This window comes from Gymnodinialimonas sp. 202GB13-11 (genome assembly GCF_040932485.1).
GTDB classification, from domain to species: domain Bacteria; phylum Pseudomonadota; class Alphaproteobacteria; order Rhodobacterales; family Rhodobacteraceae; genus Gymnodinialimonas; species Gymnodinialimonas hymeniacidonis.
This window is the reverse complement of sequence record NZ_JBFRBH010000001.1, coordinates 1,764,652-1,782,197: the sequence shown is the minus strand read 5'-3', so window position 1 is coordinate 1,782,197 and position 17,546 is coordinate 1,764,652. Positions and strand designations below refer to the sequence as shown.

Sequence of the window (17,546 nt, the reverse complement as noted above, 5' to 3'; positions counted from 1 at the left end):
GCCCTTAACTATCTGGAAATGAATAATAAAGTGATCCGATGCCGGATTGCTAGCGTAGAACAATTGTAAAACAAGACTTTTGATATTCTCCAATTGCTCCATATTGGTAGCTCGGAACAGGAAATGGGAAGGGGTGGCGCATGAATGTGCATGTTAAGACCGCCGGAGAATTGCCAAGCGATGCGGATGCGCAGGAAGCGCTGGCACTTCTGACACAATGGGCCTCGGCTGCCGGGCGCAACCGGATGGACGCGTTGGACCCGGACATGGCACGCCTCGTGCGCGCGCGAAGCTACCCGGATTTTGCGCGGGATTATCCGGCCGATTTCAAGGTCGATGAGGCTTACAAGGCCACACTTCCCGATCTGCAAAACGGCCCGTCGAGCCTGATCAAGGGTGAAAACCGCCGCATCCAGCATGTAGGCATCTCGAACTTTCGCTTGCCGATCCGTTATTCGGTGCAGGGCGGCGGCGAGACCCTGCTTGAGACATCGGTGACCGGAACTGTCAGCCTTGAGGCCGACAAGAAGGGCATCAACATGAGCCGCATCATGCGGTCGTTCTACAAGCATGCGGATGAGAAGTTCGGCTTCGACGTGATCGAGGCGGCCTTGGATGATTACAAGGCCGATCTCGAGTCGTTCGATGCGCGCATCCAGATGCGGCTGAGCTATCCGATGAAAGTCGATAGCCTGCGGTCCGGTCTGTCCGGCTGGCAATATTACGATATTGCGCTGGAGTTGGTGGAGACCAATGGAGTGCGACAGCGCATCGTGCACCTCGACTACGTCTATTCGTCAACCTGTCCCTGTTCGCTGGAGCTGTCAGAGCATGCCAGAGCGACACGCGGGCAGCTTGCGACTCCGCATTCGCAGCGCTCCGTTGCGCGGCTGTCGGTCGAGCTGAAGGGCGATGGCGTGTGGTTCGAAGACCTGATCGAAATGGCGCGCAAAGGCGTGCCGACCGAGACGCAGGTGATGGTGAAGCGCGAGGATGAGCAGGCGTTTGCAGAGTTGAACGCGGCCAATCCCATTTTCGTGGAAGATGCTGCGCGTTTGTTTGCCGAGCAGTTGCAGGCGAATGACGGTGTGGGCGATTTCCGCGTGATGGCGAGCCATCAGGAAAGCTTGCACAGCCATGATGCGGTCAGCCTGCTAACCGAAGGGCATACCTTCGCCGACGTCAGCCTTGATCCGAAGCTGTTCCCGTCGCTTATCCACGTTGGTTGAGCATCGCTGGACAAGGCATTGTATTAAAAGAATAAGCCCCGCTCTGGCGGGGCTTTTTTTGTATGGAGGGGCTTTAGTATCCTGGACCGCGGCCCTGACCGCCGGGATCGTAGATTGGGCCATTGTCCCGATCCGTGAAGCCCGTGTAGCTATAACGTAGGCCTCCGCGCCCAAAGCCGCCGGGATCAATGATCGGTCCGTTGTCGGCATCCGTGATGCCAGTGCCAAAGCCCGGCCCGACCGGAACGGCGACGCAGCCCGATACGCCAGCCGCCCCTGCGGCCAGACCAGCGATGCCCGCCGTGCGCAGCATTGCGCGTCGATCCATGCGCGTGCTTTTGATGTCGCCAGCTTCAAGCGTCTTTTTCTTATGGTCCGTCATCGAAAACACCTTTCAAGTGACATTAAGCGCGGCCCGAGATGCTTAGGCCGCGCCGTGTAAGGGCAGATTAGTAGTAGGGGCGTCCGCGGCCACGACCGATCGGGTCAGTGATGTTGCCGCCAAAGTCCGCATCGGTGATCCCCGAGCGGTAAGCGATCGGCGCGCCACGACCAGCACCGATGGGATCAGTGATGTTGCCGTTGTCGACGTCTGTCACGCCGTACGCCACGCAGCCCGAAACGCCCATCGCACCGGCGCCAAGGCCAGCAAGACCGACGGACCGAAGGACCGTGCGGCGGTCAACGCGCTTCGATTTGATCTGATCTTCCGTCAAAGGCTTCCCGGCAGAAGGGGCCTTTTTCTTCTTGTCGTGATTGTTCTCGTCCATTTGACTGTCTCCCTTGCTGGAAATGGCTGGGTGAGAAAATGTCCACGGCGCTGTGACACAGCCCCGGTTCCGTTAATCCTTATCAGTATGGGCTTGCGCGTCCGCATCGGTCGCCGCCGGTGCCAATGTATCATGGTCGGTTGCGACGGCATCGGCGTCGGTATGCGCATGGGCATCAGCATCCGTCCCGGCCCCGCCCGCGGCAGGGCCGCCCCTGCGCGCATAGGTGGAAATATCGCCATCGCTGAGCGTTTTTGTGGCTTTGGTTTTCGTGCCATCACTGGCCATATCGTCCATCCCCTGTCCCGGTCTTGGTGTCGTTCGCGCAATTGGCAGGCGCGTCCGGGTTGTCGTTGCGTCACACGGTAGACAGGAAGATACTTCAAATCAATAATTTAGTGGCGTCTCACTTCAGGCCTTCTTGTGCCGCGACGGCTTCGCGTTCTTGACAGCGTGCAAGCGGCAAGCCAACGCTCCGCCCCATGTTCGATCTGCGCCCGGTGGGCTACGTTCTGGGCCTGTTGGTCCTGACCCTTGGGGTCACGATGCTGGTGCCGCTGGTGGCGGATGTGCTGGCGGGTAACGGCCATTGGGGCGCGTTTGCCGAAGCCTGCGCCATCACCGTGCTGACGGGCCTGTTCGTGACGCTCGCCTGTGCCAATGGAGTCAGCAAGGGGCTGACCATCCAGCAGACTTTTATCCTGACCACGGGCGTGTGGTTGGTGCTGCCGCTGTTCGGTGCACTGCCGTTCATCTTTGGCGACAGCCAGTTGCGCGTTGTGGACGCGTTCTTCGAGGCTATGTCGGGCCTGACAACGACCGGGGCCACGATCATCACCGATATCGATACGCTGCCCGTCGGCCTCAACCTCTGGCGCGGCCTGATGCAGTGGTTTGGCGGCATCGGGATCATCGTTGTGGCCATGGTGTTCCTGCCCGAATTGCGGGTGGGAGGGATGCAGATCTTCCGATCAGAGGGCTTTGATACCTTTGGAAAAATCCTACCGCGCGCGGGCGAGATCGCAAGCCGGATTTCGGTAATCTACGTGGCACTGACCATCCTGTGTGCACTGACTTATTCCGCCTTGGGCATGGCGCCGTTCGACGCAATCATGCACGCGTTCACGACGATCTCGACTGGCGGATTCTCCAACTACAACGCCTCTTTCGGGGCCTTTCAGGGGCCATTGGAATACGCAGGCGCGTTTTTCATGCTGCTCGCGAGCTTGCCATTCGTCCGCTACATCCAGCTGGTTGCAGGCACAGCCCGCCCGATCCTGATCGACAGTCAGATCCGCGCCTATCTGGCGACCATCCTGACCATCGTCGTGGGGCTTGCGCTCTACCGGGTCTTTGCGAACGGCACCGGGCCGGAAGTGGCCCTGCGCGAGGGGCTGTTTAACGTTGTCTCCATCGTGTCGGGCACCGGATATGCCAGCACGGATTATCAGGTTTGGGGGGCGGTTGCGGTACCTGCCTTCTTCTTCATGGGGCTGATCGGCGGGTGCGCAGGCTCAACCTCCTGCTCGATCAAGGTGTTCCGGTACCAACTGCTCTTCGCCGCTGTCGCCACACAAGTGCGCCGCCTCTACGCGCCGCACGGCATCTTTGAGCCGCGTTATGAGGGACGCCCCGTTGCGGAAGAGGTGCTGTCTTCCGTCATGGCCTTCTTCGTGCTGTTCTTCGTGACCCTCGGCATCATGGCCGTTTTGCTGGGTTTGACCGGGTTGGACGTGATCACCTCCGTCTCCGGCGCGGCGGCTGCCTTGGGCAATATTGGCCCGGGTCTGGGCGATATGATCGGGCCGGACGGCACCTATGCCGCTGTTAACGACCCGGCGAAGTGGATCCTGTCGGCAGCCATGCTGATCGGGCGGTTGGAGTTGATGGCGGTGATGGTCTTGTTCACATCGGCTTTCTGGCGGGCGTGAGCGGTCTGACATAGTGGTGCCGCTGCGAGGAGGCCCGGACGGGCCGAGGAGGGGTGGCTTAGGACGCCCTGATGGCATGGCCCGCCGCGACAGCGGAACTCCACGCCCATTGAAAATTATAGCCCCCCAGCCAGCCTGTCACATCGACCGCTTCGCCAATCGCGTAGAGGCCCGGCACGTGGTTGCTCTCCATTGTCTTGGACGACAGGCCGTCCGTCGCGATGCCGCCGAGGGTGACTTCCGCCGTGCGGTAGCCCTCGGACGAGGTTGGCGTGACCTGCCATGCGGTCAGTTTTTCGGTTAACGCCGTCAGGGCTGCGTCGGATTGATCGGCCAAGTTGCCCTGCATTGGCACAGCCTCAGCCAGATGCTGTACCAGCGCCTTGGGCAGAATTTCGGCCAAAACTGTGGTTACAGCCTTCGCGCCCCCGGTTTGGCGGCGCGTGCGCAGAGCGTCGAGCAGGTCGAGGTCCGGACGCAAGTGCAGGGACAGGCTTTCCCCTTCGCGCCAGTAGGATGAGATTTGCAGGATCGACGGGCCAGACAGGCCCCGATGGGTGAACAGCATGCCTTCTTCAAAGCTGGTGCCGTTGCAGGCCACGCGGGCGGGGACGGAGGTGCCGGACAGTGCGGCGAACTGCTGCTTTGCGGGTCCATCAAAGGTTAGCGGAACAAGGGCAGGGCGGGTATCCGTGACGCGGTGGCCGAATTGTTCGGCGATGCGGTAGGCGAGGCCCGTTGCCCCCATCTTGGGGATGGATTTGCCGCCGGTTGCGAGCACCAGGTTGCGGGCTGTCACGCTGATTACCTTTCCCTCGCGGGTCAGGCCAACGCGGAATTGGCTTCCTTCATGGGTGATCTCGCCAATCTCGGTCTGTAACCAAAGCTGCGCGGGCTGCATTTCGGCCAAGAGCATCGCAATGATGTCTTTGGCGGATTGGTCGCAGAACAGCTGGCCCAGTGTTTTTTCATGCCACGCTATCTTGTGGCGGTCGACGAGGTCGATGAAATCCCATTGCGTGTAGCGGCTGAGCGCGGATTTCGCGAAATGCTTGTTTTCGCTAAGGAAGTTTTCTGGCCCGGCGTAGATATTGGTAAAATTGCACCGCCCACCGCCGGAGATGCGGATCTTTTCGCCCGGCGCCTTGGCATGGTCGACGACCAGAGTGTCCGGCCCGGCATGTGCGGCGCACATCAGGCCCGCCGCGCCCGCGCCGAGGATCAGGGTGTTGACGTGCTTTACCATGGACGCGGGTTAGGGCGCGGGCCAGCTCAGGGCAAGGGGTTCAGGTCGACTGCGCAACACCGAAGACCTCCCCGATGCTATCAGTGCCTGCCGGTGGTGGCTGATCCATGAGATAGAGGTCACCATCCCGCCAATCGGTCATCAACTGCGGCAGGTAGGTTTCGCCTTGCACATGGAACAGGAACCGCCAGCCCTCGACCGGGCCAAGCGCGCCGTCGGTGAGGCGATCGATCTCAGCGGGAACGCTGTCTTGCACCGGGATAGGATGGCCGCCCAGTTGGTCACCGTGAAAGGAGATACCGGCGGCGTAGTCGGAGACGGTTGCATCTTCGAGCCCGGTAGGGTCTGCCACTCTGAGCGCGCGCAGAATGTCGAGGGTACTTTGAGGGGCTTGCCAGGCACGGTCATGGGGCAGGCTGATCGCGTCGACGGCGTCCAGCCGCTCGCAATCGGCGGTTTCCGACCATGGCGCTTCGGGGCCGCCGTAATATTGGTTCTGGTCCATCAGAACGCTGGTGCTCCAATGCTCGATCAGGGCCTCAGGCGTGGTGTGGCGAATGATTTGGTCGCGCGGTGTTGTGTCGTGGATCACCTGAACCCATTGCGCTGAGGCCATAGCGTCGGCGCTGTGATGGCCGGAAGGATCCGTAAATAGCAGCAGACGACCCGTGCGCGGCAGGTTTGGGTCGAAGCCTGAACGAGACGATAGGGTGTCGAGGTCGAATTGTGCAATAAAACCAAGGGGTGCGGGCGCCGAGTTGTAGGCGATGTAAGCGTCAATCCATTCGGGGCTGTAAATGTTACGCAGTGCCTCGGGCCAGTTTGCCACGGCTTCGACCACGCCCTCATATGGTGCGCGGATGGGCCACGGTAGATCGGCCCCCATATCCGGGCGACCGCCAATCTTTGACGCGCCAAGCGGCACCTCGTCTTCGGGTGTGATGTGACGCCGGAAGGTGAGGGCCGGTCGTGCACGGGCAATGAACTGAGCGATGTCAGCCTCTGCCAAATCCGTGTGTTGCTCTAGGGCACGGATTGCAAAGGTGCGATCTGCAAACAGTCCCATGTCCTTAATCCGCGAAGTTGCGGGAGACTTTGAGCTGGTCCCAGGCCCAGACGACCTCTTGCAAGCGGTCTTCGTCGGAGCGGTCGCCGCCATTCATATCCGGGTGCAGTACCTTGATTAGCGCTTTGTACGCTTTGCGGATCTCAGGCTTGGTGGCGTTGTCGTTGACCTCGAGGATCTCGACGGCGCGACGTTCCGTGGGGGGCAGGCGACGCCCCTTTGTGCCACCGCCCGCACGACCCGGATTTTGCGTAGCGTTCTGGCCAAGAACCTGATGCGGGTCTTCAATGCCGAGGCGCGCCCATGCCTTTTCCTCGGCCGATTGCTTGAACGGCTTGGTCGGCCGGTCCCAGACGCGGTCACGGTCCATCTGGGCGTTCATCTCAGCCTCGGTCGTGCCTTCAAAGAAATTCCATTTCAGGTTGTATTCGCGGACATGATCGCGGCAAAACCAACGAAATTCTTCAAGGTTATCAGGGCCTTTCGGTGCGCGATATTGGCCCTGTTCCTCGCAGCCGGGATGTTCGCAAACGCGCTGCGATGTCTCGAACGCGCCGGACATGCCGCGGCGACCTGTGCGGCGCTTCTTTTTGTCCGTAGAAACGCGCAGGTCAAAATTGAACGGGTCTTTGTCGGTCATGTGCGTGCCCTTCTCGACTCGGGAATGGCAGTTTAGGGTTTTGGCTGGCGAGGGAAAGGTCAGAAGGGACAGAAAATGGCCGGACGGGCAGAGAAAATTGAAGCGGCGCTGCGGGAGGCCTTTGCGCCCCGGCTTCTGGAGGTGGTCGACGAAAGTGAGGCCCATCGCGGCCATGCGGGCTTTCAGGAAGGCGGCGAAAGCCATTTCCGCGTCACCGTGGAAAGTGAGGCGTTTGAGGGGCTCAGCCGGATCGCGAAGCACCGCGCCGTTCACGGGGCGATTGGGGCGGACCTGATGTCAGAGATCCACGCCCTTGCGCTCACGGTGCGGGAATAGCGCGCCGCCGAGGTCAGTTTCCTCTGCGGTTTCGGCGTCTTGCCAAAGGTTTTCCACATCGTCTTCTTCCGCCTCGGGCTGGTCCGGCTCTGGCTCCGATCTTGCGCTTGGGATGGGAGAAGAATCTTCGGCGGAGGACGTGGTTTCACGCTGAAAAACCAACAGGTTACGATAGGTTGTTGTCTTCGACGTCAGGCCCGCACGCTCCTCTTGGGGCAAGACATCGGCGCGGACATATTGCCAGCCATCAGCCCCCAGTTCGTTCATCGCCTCTTCCAGTGCATGGGCGAACAGGGCTGCCCCTTTCAAACCTCTGACTTTGCGGGCTTTTTCAGGGGCGGGAATGACTTTGTATTCGTAGCTGGGCATGGGTTTTTCCGCGTGCGATTTGGCGGGTCTTATGGCCGCTTGTACGGACCGCAGCAAGAGGTTTGGGGGCAACGCAGCGCGTGGAAAGAACCTGTAGTGAACCCGTAGTTATTCCGTAGTTACCAATTCTCGCACGGAAATGGCTGCACGAGGCACGTTTTGTTGGCGGGTGCGGCCCTGGCCATCAAATCGCAGGTCCACAATGGTCTTATCTCAATCGAGCAGGATCGGCTCAGGTCGCCCCATGCGGCACAGATCACAAATGCGGACGGCCTCGGTGATGCCCATAATGGCGAGATCGCGAAACTCGGGCAGGGTATAGGGATCGGCCTTGGTGTAATCGACGCCGTAACCAAGATCCTCGAACGCGGCGAGCGACAGGCGCGATAGGGGGCGGTTGGTGCCCGATAGGAAGCCGGTCAGAAGCTCATCCCCGAAGACCAGCTCGCGCCAATGGCCTTCGCGCGTGCCGGGGCCGCCGGTGTTGGCGATGGGCACGCCAAGGGCGGCGTCGGTGCCAACGAGTTGGCGATACTCGCGCACGGCGCGGGTCCCGATGAATTCGGGGTTCATGGAGCCCGACGCGGCGATCAGGTTGAAGGTGCCCCAAAGCGTGCCGAAGCCCAGGACATGGGCCATTTCGTGCAGGATCACATCCTCAAAGCTGCCAGCCAGTTCGAGGCGTTCAAGGTCGGCATCGTCAAATTCCATGATGCCTCGTGCGGGCAGGCGTGTATCGGGGCGCAGATGAGTGGGCCCGGCTTGGCCAAGCACACCCTCGGGGCCATCGATGCGAGTGATGGACACTTCGATGAGGACACCGGTTTCCGGTGTGCCGTTCAGGTCGACTTCGGGGAAGTCGGTGATGAGCACCTCGTTCCAGCGCGTGGCGGCGCTGTCGAAGACGGCGCGGCGCCCGTCGGAGAGGTCGGTGGCATAGGAGAGGTGGATCATGGGCGGCAGAATAGCCGGGACGGATTGGCGCGCGAAGAATTGGGTTTGGAACGGCGAGCGTTCGGCGGGATTTCACTGATCCAGGGTGATTAATGAAAGGGTGCAGCTACGGCCTTGCGGGACAAAGCCAACCTTCGAAATCTACCTCGATTAGGTTCGCGCTAAAGCTTTCGTCATTTGCACTGTCTCTTCGTTTCCAAAGATGTTCCGCGACGTTTCGATGTATCCCAAGACCGAGTAAAACTGCGTGGCAGAGAGTGAAGAAGAGACTTCGAGAGTTTCAATTCCGTCTCTCGCGGCGATTTTCTCAAGCTCATACACAATGGCAGCACCAATCCCCCTTCGGTGCCAATCGGGTGCAACAAAAACCGATTTTACTTCGGCGCCCTGAATGGCCCCTGTGCCGACAATTCGTTCTCCGAACAAAGCAACCAAAGTCTGCCTCTGCTGGAGCAGAGCTGCAATTTTCTCAGTCGTGAAGTTCTGCAAGAGACGATTGATTTCCGCTGGCGGATAGTCCTTCGCATTGACCTGTTCAATAGCGGCGCGGATCACTGAGCCAATGCCTTCGGCATGCTCGATCTTAGCACATCTCAACGTGAAGGTGTCGTTCATGTCAGGACCTCAGGACCCCTTATGCATTTGAACTGCCCCGGGCGTCACCAAGCCGACGATGGCGTTCATTGCGCGCGACTTTGCGGGCATTGCGTGCATGTCCGCAAAGCCATTGGGCCAGCCTTATGCGGCCGTCTCTATCTGGATGTCACCGTCATGCAGGAAGCACCTCTTGTCGAAAAGAGACAGCTCAAGCGGGTTTGGCAGCCGTATGTCCCCAAGGCCCGGCATGGCGCTGGAAGACAGATCGAATGCGCGGTCGATCTGTGAGATCAGAACCACAATTGCCCCGCTTTCGACGGCAAATGTCTTGAGCGCCCGCATTTGGTCTTCAAGCGCTGGATTGCTGCGCCGTTGATCCAAAAGCTGAAGGTAATCAATAACGACCAGCGCCTCACCCGGCCTGTAACCGAGACGTTCAATGATATAGGCCGCGCAGATTTCGTCTGACGTATCCACGACGATCGGACGGGTCCCGGCCTCTTGGTCGAGGCCTAGTTTTGCAAATCGGTCCCAGACGTCCGCTTCATTGTATTCCAATGAAAAAACATAGCTTTTGCGATTGTTTTTCTCAGCCAACGCAGCGAGCTCCAGCCCAAGAAGCGTTTTGCCATGACCGGGTCGCGCCCCGATCAACACCATATCGCCTGACCTGAGCTGGCCCATGATTTTTCTGGCTGGTGTCGCTTTGGAGAAATTGGCAGCCAAGTGGCTCCAATCGTTGAAGCCCTCTTTTGTGGCAACCTGGTCGAGGGCCTCGTGGAGCTTGATGTCATTGTCACGCGCAAGCTGCTTTGCATGACGCTTGAGGGTGTAGATTGGGGATGAGAATCTCATCTTGAACCTCCGTTTACGAGCGGTTTCCGCAATCCCTCCTTATGCGTGTGCTCGAACAGGACAGGTTCGACGATATCTCGCTCCGCATGTCAGATGCTGCCCCAATGGAGGGGGGAGGCCCGAGCCAGGCCGTGGCTAGACGGTACCCGGATCAATGGAATTTTTCAATCGGATTTCGGCCATTCGAAGCGCGCCGGCGAATGCTCAAGTTGGGCTCGAAGCCGATTTCGGATGCGGCTGCATCGCGGGATCGTCGCGGCGGGACATGTCCCGCCCTACAATCTCGGTAGTTCGTCAGCCGTTCAGCTTTTTCGCCACGATCTGGTTGACGGCCTTCGGGTTCGCCTTGCCGCCGGTGGCTTTCATCACCTGACCCACGAACCAGCCTGCGAGCTTGGGGTTCTCTTTCGCCTTGGCGACCTGGTCGGGATTGGCGGCGATGATCTCATCCACGGCGGCCTCGATGGCGCCGGTGTCGGTGACCTGTTTCAGGCCCTCGGTTTCGACGATCTCCTCCGGGTCGCGGCCTGACGTGTAGCTGATCTCGAACACGTCTTTGGCGATTTTACCGGAGATGGTGTCGGCTTCGATCAGCGCGATGAGGGACGAGAGTTGGTCGGGGGTGACGGGGCTGTCCTCAATCTCGCGGTCGTCTTTCTTGAGGCGACCGAAGAGTTCGTTGATGACCCAGTTGGCGGCGAGTTTTCCGTTGGTCTTCCCAGCGACGGCTTCGAAATAGGCAGCGGCGTCGAGATCGGCGGTCAGGACGGAGGCGTCGTAATCGGCGAGGCCAAAGTCACCCATGAAGCGGGCTTTCTTGGCGTCCGGCAGTTCGGGCAGGTGGGCGGCGATGTCGTCGACCCAGGCCTGCTCGATTTCCAGCGGCAGGAGGTCGGGATCGGGGAAGTAGCGGTAATCATGCGCTTCTTCCTTGGAGCGCATTGACCGCGTTTCGCCCTTTTCGACATCGTAGAGGCGGGTTTCCTGATCGATGCTGCCGCCCGCTTCGAGGATGGCGATCTGGCGCTTGGCTTCGACTTCGATGGCCTGTTGGATGAAGCGGGTGGAGTTCATGTTCTTGATCTCACACCGTGTGCCGAGATGGGAGAAATCCTGCGTTTCCTGATAGCGTTCATAGGCGCCGGGCAGGCAGACCGAGACGTTCACGTCCGCGCGCAGGTTGCCGTTTTGCATGTTGCCGTCGCAGGTGCCCAGATAGAGCATGATCTGGCGGAGCTTCAGGAGGTAGGCGGCGGCCTCTTCCGGGCCGCGGATATCGGGGCGGGAGACGATCTCCATCAGCGCGACGCCGGTGCGGTTGAGGTCGACGAACGACAGCGCGGGGTCCATGTCGTGGATCGATTTGCCCGCGTCCTGTTCGAGGTGGATACGTTCGATGCGGACCGTGCGCGCGGTGCCGTCGCCCAGTTCCACCAACACTTCGCCTTCGCCCACGATGGGGTGGTAGAGCTGGCTGATCTGGTAGCCCTGCGGCAGGTCGGGATAGAAGTAGTTCTTGCGGTCGAAGGCGGAGTTCAGGTGGATCTCGGCCTTAAGGCCAAGGCCGGTGCGGACGGCCTGGGCGACGCAGGCCTCGTTGATGACGGGCAACATGCCGGGCATGCCCGCATCCACAAAGGCGACGTTGGAGTTCGGCTCGGCCCCGAATTGCGTCGAGGCGCCGGAGAAAAGTTTTGCGTTGGTAGCGACCTGGGCATGAACCTCCATCCCGATGACCAGTTCCCAATCGTGCTTGGCACCGGCGATCACTTTGGGTTTCGGGGTCTCATAGGTCAGGTCGAGCATTTTGGCCTCCGCATTTACGCGAGGCCGGGTTTAGGGCAGGGCGCGGGGGCGGGCAAGCGTCTACTGGCCGTGTAGGCCGCGAGTGCTTTGTTCAGCGGCGGAAGATGCGCTGCAAATCGTGCAGGGCGTCTCGCTGGCTGTCGGTCAGCCCGCCGTTGGCAGAGGCGACATCGTTGATCACATTGAGCGGCGCGTCGAGGCCATGAGACCCGGTCAACTTCATCAACCGCTTGCCAAGTCGCGTCACCGCCGGGGCTGGGCCGTTGCATTCATTGACCATCCAATGGCCCATGACGAGAATTTCCTCGGCCTCCGCCTTTTCGATGGCGAAATGGGATTGCAGGGCGACGAGATGCTTGTTGCGCAGCTCATCCGTTTGAGAGGTGCCGAGGTCAAGGAACGCCACCGTCAGTGCGCCTGCGGCCAGCGTGTTGTCGTCGATGCAATCGACTGGGTGCATGTCGTGGCGGCGGCGAAAGCCGAAGCGTCGCACAGCACCGGCCATGGTGCCCGCGATATCAGCAAGCTCGGACGCTGCATTCGCCGCCATCCGCGCGCGCCAGACCCAGAACAGAATGCCGCCGACAAGCGTGGCAAGGCCGATGAGGATATGCATGGAGGGCTCCGTCAGGTTCGTGTCTTTGGGCCTGATGCTACGCGCATTGGAAGGGCCGTCAAACACCTGTTTTCCCTACCGAAGCGGAACAAAGTGTTTCGAACATGGGCGCTGCGAGGACGGCCGACAGGCCGGAGGAGGGGCGATTACAGGCCGAGCGAAAGCTGGTTGTCTGGTTTGGCCTTCTTTCGCTTTGGCGCGCGGTCATTGACGAAATGCCGCCCCGCGCCGCTGTCTTTGCGCGAGGCATGTTTTTCAACGATTTTCGCGGCCTGCACACGGAACGCATCGCCGCGACGCACGGCCCAGACCCGGTCTCGTGCGGCTTTTGCAGCCTCTTTGACGTCAACGATCGGGGCGGGGTAGCGTTTGCCCAGAAGTTGGCCCGCGCCCTCCCATGCCCAAGGCGATTGCAAGTGCGCGTCAGGGACATCGCGCAGCTCGGGGCACCAAGCTCGCGTGAAGGCACCGGTTGGGTCCTGATCGATGCCCTGTTTGACGGGGTTGTAGATGCGGATCGTGTTCATGCCGGTGGTGCCTGACTGCATCTGCACCTGGGGCCAGTGGATGCCGGGCTCATAATCGGTGAACTGTCGGGCCAGATGCGGGCCGGTGGCGCGCCAGTCCAGCCAGAGGTGGTAGGAGGCCACGGCCACAAGCATTGCGCGCATCCGGAAGTTCAGCCAGCCGGTTGCATTTAGGGAGCGCATGCAGGCGTCGACGAACGGAATGCCGGTTTCGCCTTGTTCCCATGCGTGCAGGCGTGTCGCGTCTGCCTCAAGCGGGCGCAGGCCCTCGTAAGCAGTGTGCAGGCAGCGGGTCTCTATGCTGGGCTGATCCTCCAATTTCTGCATGAAATGGTCGCGCCAAGCGAGGCGGGCCTCGAAACTCTTGAGCGAGCCGAGCCAGCCTGAGCGCGTGCCTTTCAACTCCACGCGGCGGGCTGCGTTGGCGTGTACGGCCTCACGCGATGATAGGGTGCCGAAGGCGAGATGGGGCGAGAGGCGCGAGCAGGCGGTTGCGCCGTCCAGCGGAGACGACATGGCGCGTCTATAGTCTTGCCCCCGTTCAGTCAGGAACGAGCCGAGGGTCGACAGTGCCATGGCTCGCCCGCCTTTCTGGCGTCCCGGGCAGGGATCGAAAGGCAGGCCAAGATCGCGCGCATCGGGGATCGCACCGTGCTCCTCCGGCAATGCGCGCAATGTGGATGGCATTTCGATCTGGGGCAGGCGCATTGCTTGCTCGCGCGTCTTAGCCCACCCGTCGCGGGAGGGCAGGCGACGGTGCACGCCCATTTGCGGCACTTCTGTCCAACGGATGCCTGCACCACGCGCCCAATCCGCAACCTTGCGGTCACGCGCATAGGACCAGAGATTGCCGGTTTCCTCATGGCTGATGATTTCGGCGATGCTATGTTTGGCGCAAAGGGCGGCGAGGGTCTCAACAGCGTCACCTGTTCGGACGATCAGCGGTGCGCCGATAGCGGCCAGATCTTTGCGCAACCCCTCAAGGCTTTCCGCGATGAAACGCCATTGGCGGGCGGAGGCATCAGGCTGCGCCCATGCCTCCGGCTCGGCAATGTAAAGCGGCAAAACGGAGCCGTCCCGCGCGGCGGCCAGGGCCAGCGCCGGGTTGTCCTGCACCCGCAGATCGCGTTTGAACCAAACAAGAACATTTGCCATGGGGCAGAGATAGCATGGCCGTTTGCAACTGCAAGCAATGCGGTTGCTTGCGCGCCCTCTGGTCGCGCTCTAGCTAGTGGGGAAAGCCAAGGAGCCCACTTGATGAAAGATGCAGCCCCCGCCGCCCCGCAGCCGATCCGCTTGGAGGATTACACGCCGTTCCCGTGGGAGGTTGAGGCCGTATCGCTCAGCTTTGCGCTCTCTCCGGACGCCACGCGGGTCACGTCGCGCATACGCTTCGTGCCGAAACCCGGCGCGCCTGCACAGATGTTCCTGCATGGGGAGGATTTGACGCCGATCTCCACCAAGATCGACGGGCAGGATGTGGTCGTTGTCCCCACTGAGGGCGGGATCAACGTGCCTGTCCCCGAAAGTGCCTTTACGTGGGAAGCGGTGGTGGAGGTCAATCCAGCCGCCAATACCGCACTGGAAGGGCTTTACATGTCGAACGGCATGTATTGCACCCAGTGTGAGGCCGAGGGCTTTCGCAAGATCACCTACTATCCGGATCGGCCTGACGTGATGGCGCCCTTCAAGGTGCGCATCGAGTCCGACCTGCCCGTGCTGTTGTCGAACGGCAATCCGGCGGGCGCAGGCGAGGGCTTTGCCGAATGGCACGACCCGCACCCCAAACCGGCCTACCTGTTCGCGCTGGTCGCGGGGGAGTTGGTGGCCCATTCCGATACCTTCACCACCGCCAGCGGCGCGTCTGTTGACCTCAACATCTGGGTCCGTCCCGGGGACGAGGATAAGTGCGCCTATGCCATGGATGCCCTGATCCGGTCGATGCGCTGGGATGAGGAGGTCTATGGCCGCGAATACGATCTGGACGTGTTCAACATCGTGGCCGTGGATGATTTCAACATGGGCGCGATGGAGAATAAGGGGCTGAATATCTTCAACTCCAAGTATGTTCTGGCCAGCCCTGAGACCGCGACGGACGCCGATTTCGCCAGTATCGAGGCGATCATCGCCCATGAGTATTTCCACAACTGGACGGGCAACCGCATCACTTGCCGGGACTGGTTCCAGTTGTGCCTGAAGGAAGGGCTGACGGTGTTCCGCGACCAGCAGTTCAGCGCTGACATGCGCAGCGCGCCGGTGCAGCGCATTCAGGACGTGCTGACGCTGCGCGCCCGTCAGTTCCGCGAAGATGCGGGGCCGTTGGCGCATAATGTGCGGCCCGAAAGCTATGTGGAGATCAACAATTTCTACACGGCGACGGTTTATGAGAAGGGGGCCGAAGTCATCGGGATGCTGCGCACGCTGATTGAGGACGATGCCTATCAGGCGGGCTGCACGCTCTACTTCGACCGACATGATGGGCAGGCCTGCACGATTGAGGATTGGCTGGCCTGTTTCGAAGAGGTCACGGCGACGGACCTGTCGCAGTTCAAGCGCTGGTACAGTCAGGCAGGAACGCCGAAAGTGACCGCGCGCTGGGGCGCAGAAGGGGACGAATTCGCCCTGCACCTGAGCCAGGAGGTGCCGCCAACGCCCAACCAGCCGATGAAAGAGCCTGCCGTCATTCCCGTGCGCCTCGCGCTTTACAACAGCGGCAAGGAGGTCGTGGGGGAGACCTTGGCTGTGCTTGATGGACCTGAGATGCGTCTGAGTTGGCCGCTGGACGTGGTTGGTTCGGGCGATGTCACGCCGTCGCTGTTGCGGGGCTTTTCGGCCCCGGTAATCCTTGATGCGCCGACGACGTTTGGCCAACGGCTGGCCTTGATGCGGGATGACACGGACCCGTTCAACCGGTGGGAAGCCGGGCGCAGCGTGGTGCGGGAGGATCTGTTGAACATGATCCGGGGGCAGGGCTTTGTGGCGACTGGTCTGCTCACCTCGCTTGAAATCGTGTTGCGCGATACGTCGGTTGATCCGGCGTTCCGGGCGCTGATGTTTGCACTGCCGTCCGGGGATGATCTGGCACAGGCCTGTGTGGATGCCGGTATGGTGCCGGACCCTTCGTTGATCCATGCCAAACGCAAGGAGATGCAGCGCGCGATTGCAGAGGCCATGACGGATGAACTGATCCGTCAGTATGAGGCGAATGCGACTGCCGGCCCCTACAGCCCTGCCGCTGGGCCCGCGGCGCAACGCAGTTTACGCAACACCTGCCTCGGATACCTAACGGCCGTAGAAGGGCCTGTGCGCGCGCTGGCGCAGTATGAGGCCGCCACGAACATGACCGATCAGATGGCGGCCTTTGGGCGCTTGGTGGAAGCGGGCGATCCTGACATCGCGGCCAGGTTCGAAGCGCAATGGAAAGACGACCGGCTGGTGATGGACAAATGGTTCATGTCTCAAATGGCGTTGGCCGACCCGAATGCGGCGGTGGACACCGCAGCGCGGCTGACCGAGCATTCCCTGTTCGATTACAAGAACCCCAACCGCTTCCGTTCGGTCATTGCGGGGCTGACGGCGGGCAATCCGGCGGGTTTCCATCACCCATCGGGAGCGGGCTACCGGTTTGTCGCCGATTGGTTGCTGAAGCTCGATGCGATCAATCCGCAAACCACCGCGCGCATGTCGACAGCGTTCGACAGCTGGAAACGCTACGATGCCGACCGACAAGCCCTGATGCTGGCAGAGTTGGAACGGATGGCAGCGGCAGAAGGGTTGAGCCGCGATCTGGGTGAGATGGTGAGCCGTATGCGCGGAGCGTGAAGGCCGCGTGCGCGCTACCGGATCACTTGTGTGACAGCCCAGACCAAGCCAATCAGGATCGGCTGGTGGATCAGGTAGATGATCAGGCTGTGCTGGCCGGGGAAACTCAACAGCCGCATGGCACGGGATGGCGCTGGATCGGACAGGCGGGCCCATAGCCCGGCCTTGTCCATAGCCTTGGCCAAGGCCATCCCGAGCAAGAAGGCTGAGAACCATGGGAAGATCGGCTCATAATCCACTGTGCGCAGGGGAAGAGTTTGCAGGCCGGTCCACCACAGCCACGGGGCATTGAACGCATCAGAGCGTGCGAAATCCGGGGCGAAGAAGACGGCGGCGGCCAACGGAACGATCAAGAGCGCAGGCAGCCGCAACGCGGCCAGACCCAGAAGCGAGCAGAGCGCGATGGAATGCAGGATGCCAAAGAAGACGAAGGCATCAGGAAACGCCATGTAAGTGCCGATTGTGACCAATAGCGCCGCAACCCCGACCTTGCCAAAGCGCCACCAGAAGGCGGGCCACCGAATGCCTGATCCGTGGGCCATCCAGAGCGACATACCGGCCAGAAACAGGAATGCGCTTGCCGTGGCCACCGCCAATGCGCGCCATGGCCCGGGCAATGTGGTTGTGCCCGGGGCGAGATAGCCGAAAAGCTCCAGATCGAAGGTGAAGTGGAAAATCACCATCGCAAGCAGTGCACCGGTGCGCGCGATGTCGAGGGCGGGGATGCGGGCGCGGGCCGCGACTTGCGTTGCGGCTGGCGGTATGTCTGCTGGTGTCACGGC

General features: G+C 61.0%; 18 protein-coding genes. 4 read left to right on the top strand and 14 right to left on the bottom strand.

Annotation, left to right across the window (positions count from 1 at the left end; translation table 11 throughout):
* The first annotated feature begins 140 nt into the window (after positions 1–140).
* Positions 141–1,229 carry a GTP cyclohydrolase FolE2 gene (gene folE2 / locus V8J81_RS08875; protein ID WP_368475392.1) on the top strand — a complete coding sequence of 363 codons (1,089 nt, stop codon included), beginning with the start codon at positions 141–143 and terminating at the stop codon, positions 1,227–1,229.
* Between the two features lie 73 nt (positions 1,230–1,302).
* On the opposite strand, the gene V8J81_RS08870 is transcribed toward folE2, so the two are convergent.
* The 3 genes from V8J81_RS08870 to V8J81_RS08860 form a co-directional block, all read right to left on the bottom strand.
* Positions 1,303–1,611 carry a hypothetical protein gene (locus tag V8J81_RS08870; protein WP_368475391.1) on the bottom strand — a complete coding sequence of 103 codons (309 nt, stop codon included), beginning with the start codon at positions 1,609–1,611 and terminating at the stop codon, positions 1,303–1,305.
* Positions 1,612–1,678: 67 nt separating this feature from the next.
* Positions 1,679–1,999 carry a hypothetical protein gene (locus tag V8J81_RS08865; RefSeq protein WP_368475390.1) on the bottom strand — a complete coding sequence of 107 codons (321 nt, stop codon included), beginning with the start codon at positions 1,997–1,999 and terminating at the stop codon, positions 1,679–1,681.
* 72 nt (positions 2,000–2,071) lie between these two features.
* A complete protein-coding gene (locus tag V8J81_RS08860) occupies positions 2,072–2,296 on the bottom strand; it encodes a hypothetical protein (RefSeq protein WP_368475389.1) in 225 nt (74 codons plus the stop codon).
* A 185-nt stretch (positions 2,297–2,481) separates the two neighbouring features.
* Between V8J81_RS08860 and V8J81_RS08855 the strand changes: the two genes are divergently transcribed.
* Positions 2,482–3,930, top strand: coding sequence for a TrkH family potassium uptake protein (locus V8J81_RS08855; RefSeq protein ID WP_368475388.1), 1,449 nt, complete (start codon positions 2,482–2,484; stop codon positions 3,928–3,930).
* A gap of 58 nt (positions 3,931–3,988) precedes the next feature.
* Here the strand turns inward: V8J81_RS08855 and V8J81_RS08850 are convergent, their stop codons facing one another.
* From V8J81_RS08850 to V8J81_RS08840, 3 genes are read right to left on the bottom strand one after another with little or no spacing between them, the layout of a single operon-like run.
* Positions 3,989–5,176: a BaiN/RdsA family NAD(P)/FAD-dependent oxidoreductase gene (locus tag V8J81_RS08850; RefSeq protein ID WP_368475387.1), complete on the bottom strand. Its 1,188-nt coding sequence runs from the start codon at positions 5,174–5,176 to the stop codon at positions 3,989–3,991.
* Between the two features lie 40 nt (positions 5,177–5,216).
* Entirely contained in the window at positions 5,217–6,242 is a 1,026-nt protein-coding gene (locus V8J81_RS08845) for a DUF1963 domain-containing protein (protein ID WP_368475386.1), read from the bottom strand.
* A 4-nt stretch (positions 6,243–6,246) separates the two neighbouring features.
* Positions 6,247–6,882, bottom strand: coding sequence for a J domain-containing protein (locus V8J81_RS08840; RefSeq protein WP_339984315.1), 636 nt, complete (start codon positions 6,880–6,882; stop codon positions 6,247–6,249).
* Between the two features lie 75 nt (positions 6,883–6,957).
* On the opposite strand from V8J81_RS08840, the gene V8J81_RS08835 reads away from it, so the two are divergent.
* The gene (locus tag V8J81_RS08835) at positions 6,958–7,218 is read left to right on the top strand and encodes a BolA family protein (RefSeq protein ID WP_368475385.1); all 261 of its coding nucleotides are present in this window, start codon (positions 6,958–6,960) and stop codon (positions 7,216–7,218) included.
* On the opposite strand, the gene V8J81_RS08830 is transcribed toward V8J81_RS08835, so the two are convergent.
* The 7 genes from V8J81_RS08830 to V8J81_RS08800 all read right to left on the bottom strand — a co-directional run bounded on the left by V8J81_RS08830 (position 7,180) and on the right by V8J81_RS08800 (position 14,097).
* Positions 7,180–7,587: a DUF4177 domain-containing protein gene (locus V8J81_RS08830; RefSeq protein ID WP_368475384.1), complete on the bottom strand. Its 408-nt coding sequence runs from the start codon at positions 7,585–7,587 to the stop codon at positions 7,180–7,182. The genes V8J81_RS08835 and V8J81_RS08830 overlap by 39 nt on opposite strands.
* Before the next feature lie 213 nt (positions 7,588–7,800).
* The gene (locus V8J81_RS08825; protein WP_368475383.1) at positions 7,801–8,541 is read right to left on the bottom strand and encodes a leishmanolysin-related zinc metalloendopeptidase; all 741 of its coding nucleotides are present in this window, start codon (positions 8,539–8,541) and stop codon (positions 7,801–7,803) included.
* 150 nt (positions 8,542–8,691) lie between these two features.
* Positions 8,692–9,156 (bottom strand): GNAT family N-acetyltransferase, encoded by a 465-nt coding sequence (locus tag V8J81_RS08820; RefSeq protein WP_368475382.1) that lies wholly within the window; start codon positions 9,154–9,156, stop codon positions 8,692–8,694.
* Positions 9,157–9,279: 123 nt separating this feature from the next.
* Positions 9,280–9,993, bottom strand: coding sequence for a DNA helicase (locus V8J81_RS08815; RefSeq protein ID WP_368475381.1), 714 nt, complete (start codon positions 9,991–9,993; stop codon positions 9,280–9,282).
* A 294-nt stretch (positions 9,994–10,287) separates the two neighbouring features.
* On the bottom strand, positions 10,288–11,799 hold the full coding sequence (gene gatB / locus V8J81_RS08810) for an Asp-tRNA(Asn)/Glu-tRNA(Gln) amidotransferase subunit GatB (protein ID WP_368475380.1): 1,512 nt from the start codon (positions 11,797–11,799) through the stop codon (positions 10,288–10,290).
* A gap of 91 nt (positions 11,800–11,890) precedes the next feature.
* Positions 11,891–12,415: a hypothetical protein gene (locus V8J81_RS08805; RefSeq protein WP_368475379.1), complete on the bottom strand. Its 525-nt coding sequence runs from the start codon at positions 12,413–12,415 to the stop codon at positions 11,891–11,893.
* A gap of 146 nt (positions 12,416–12,561) precedes the next feature.
* Positions 12,562–14,097, bottom strand: a complete 1,536-nt coding sequence (locus tag V8J81_RS08800; protein ID WP_368475378.1) for an FAD-binding domain-containing protein — start codon at positions 14,095–14,097, stop codon at positions 12,562–12,564.
* A gap of 102 nt (positions 14,098–14,199) precedes the next feature.
* Between V8J81_RS08800 and pepN the strand changes: the two genes are divergently transcribed.
* A complete protein-coding gene (gene pepN / locus V8J81_RS08795) occupies positions 14,200–16,764 on the top strand; it encodes an aminopeptidase N (protein WP_368475377.1) in 2,565 nt (854 codons plus the stop codon).
* Between the two features lie 14 nt (positions 16,765–16,778).
* Here pepN and V8J81_RS08790 read toward each other — a convergent pair whose 3' ends face one another.
* Positions 16,779–17,543: a heparan-alpha-glucosaminide N-acetyltransferase gene (locus tag V8J81_RS08790; protein WP_368475376.1), complete on the bottom strand. Its 765-nt coding sequence runs from the start codon at positions 17,541–17,543 to the stop codon at positions 16,779–16,781.
* Between the last annotated feature and the right edge of the window lie 3 nt (positions 17,544–17,546).

Coding starts and splice junctions, on each gene's coding strand:
- folE2 (WP_368475392.1), top strand. CDS start 141: ATGAATGTGCATGTTAAGACCGCCGGAGAATTGCCAAGCGATGCGGAT.
- V8J81_RS08870 (WP_368475391.1), bottom strand. CDS start 1,611: ATGACGGACCATAAGAAAAAGACGCTTGAAGCTGGCGACATCAAAAGC.
- V8J81_RS08865 (WP_368475390.1), bottom strand. CDS start 1,999: ATGGACGAGAACAATCACGACAAGAAGAAAAAGGCCCCTTCTGCCGGG.
- V8J81_RS08860 (WP_368475389.1), bottom strand. CDS start 2,296: ATGGACGATATGGCCAGTGATGGCACGAAAACCAAAGCCACAAAAACG.
- V8J81_RS08855 (WP_368475388.1), top strand. CDS start 2,482: ATGTTCGATCTGCGCCCGGTGGGCTACGTTCTGGGCCTGTTGGTCCTG.
- V8J81_RS08850 (WP_368475387.1), bottom strand. CDS start 5,176: ATGGTAAAGCACGTCAACACCCTGATCCTCGGCGCGGGCGCGGCGGGC.
- V8J81_RS08845 (WP_368475386.1), bottom strand. CDS start 6,242: ATGGGACTGTTTGCAGATCGCACCTTTGCAATCCGTGCCCTAGAGCAA.
- V8J81_RS08840 (WP_339984315.1), bottom strand. CDS start 6,882: ATGACCGACAAAGACCCGTTCAATTTTGACCTGCGCGTTTCTACGGAC.
- V8J81_RS08835 (WP_368475385.1), top strand. CDS start 6,958: ATGGCCGGACGGGCAGAGAAAATTGAAGCGGCGCTGCGGGAGGCCTTT.
- V8J81_RS08830 (WP_368475384.1), bottom strand. CDS start 7,587: ATGCCCAGCTACGAATACAAAGTCATTCCCGCCCCTGAAAAAGCCCGC.
- V8J81_RS08825 (WP_368475383.1), bottom strand. CDS start 8,541: ATGATCCACCTCTCCTATGCCACCGACCTCTCCGACGGGCGCCGCGCC.
- V8J81_RS08820 (WP_368475382.1), bottom strand. CDS start 9,156: ATGAACGACACCTTCACGTTGAGATGTGCTAAGATCGAGCATGCCGAA.
- V8J81_RS08815 (WP_368475381.1), bottom strand. CDS start 9,993: ATGAGATTCTCATCCCCAATCTACACCCTCAAGCGTCATGCAAAGCAG.
- gatB (WP_368475380.1), bottom strand. CDS start 11,799: ATGCTCGACCTGACCTATGAGACCCCGAAACCCAAAGTGATCGCCGGT.
- V8J81_RS08805 (WP_368475379.1), bottom strand. CDS start 12,415: ATGCATATCCTCATCGGCCTTGCCACGCTTGTCGGCGGCATTCTGTTC.
- V8J81_RS08800 (WP_368475378.1), bottom strand. CDS start 14,097: ATGGCAAATGTTCTTGTTTGGTTCAAACGCGATCTGCGGGTGCAGGAC.
- pepN (WP_368475377.1), top strand. CDS start 14,200: ATGAAAGATGCAGCCCCCGCCGCCCCGCAGCCGATCCGCTTGGAGGAT.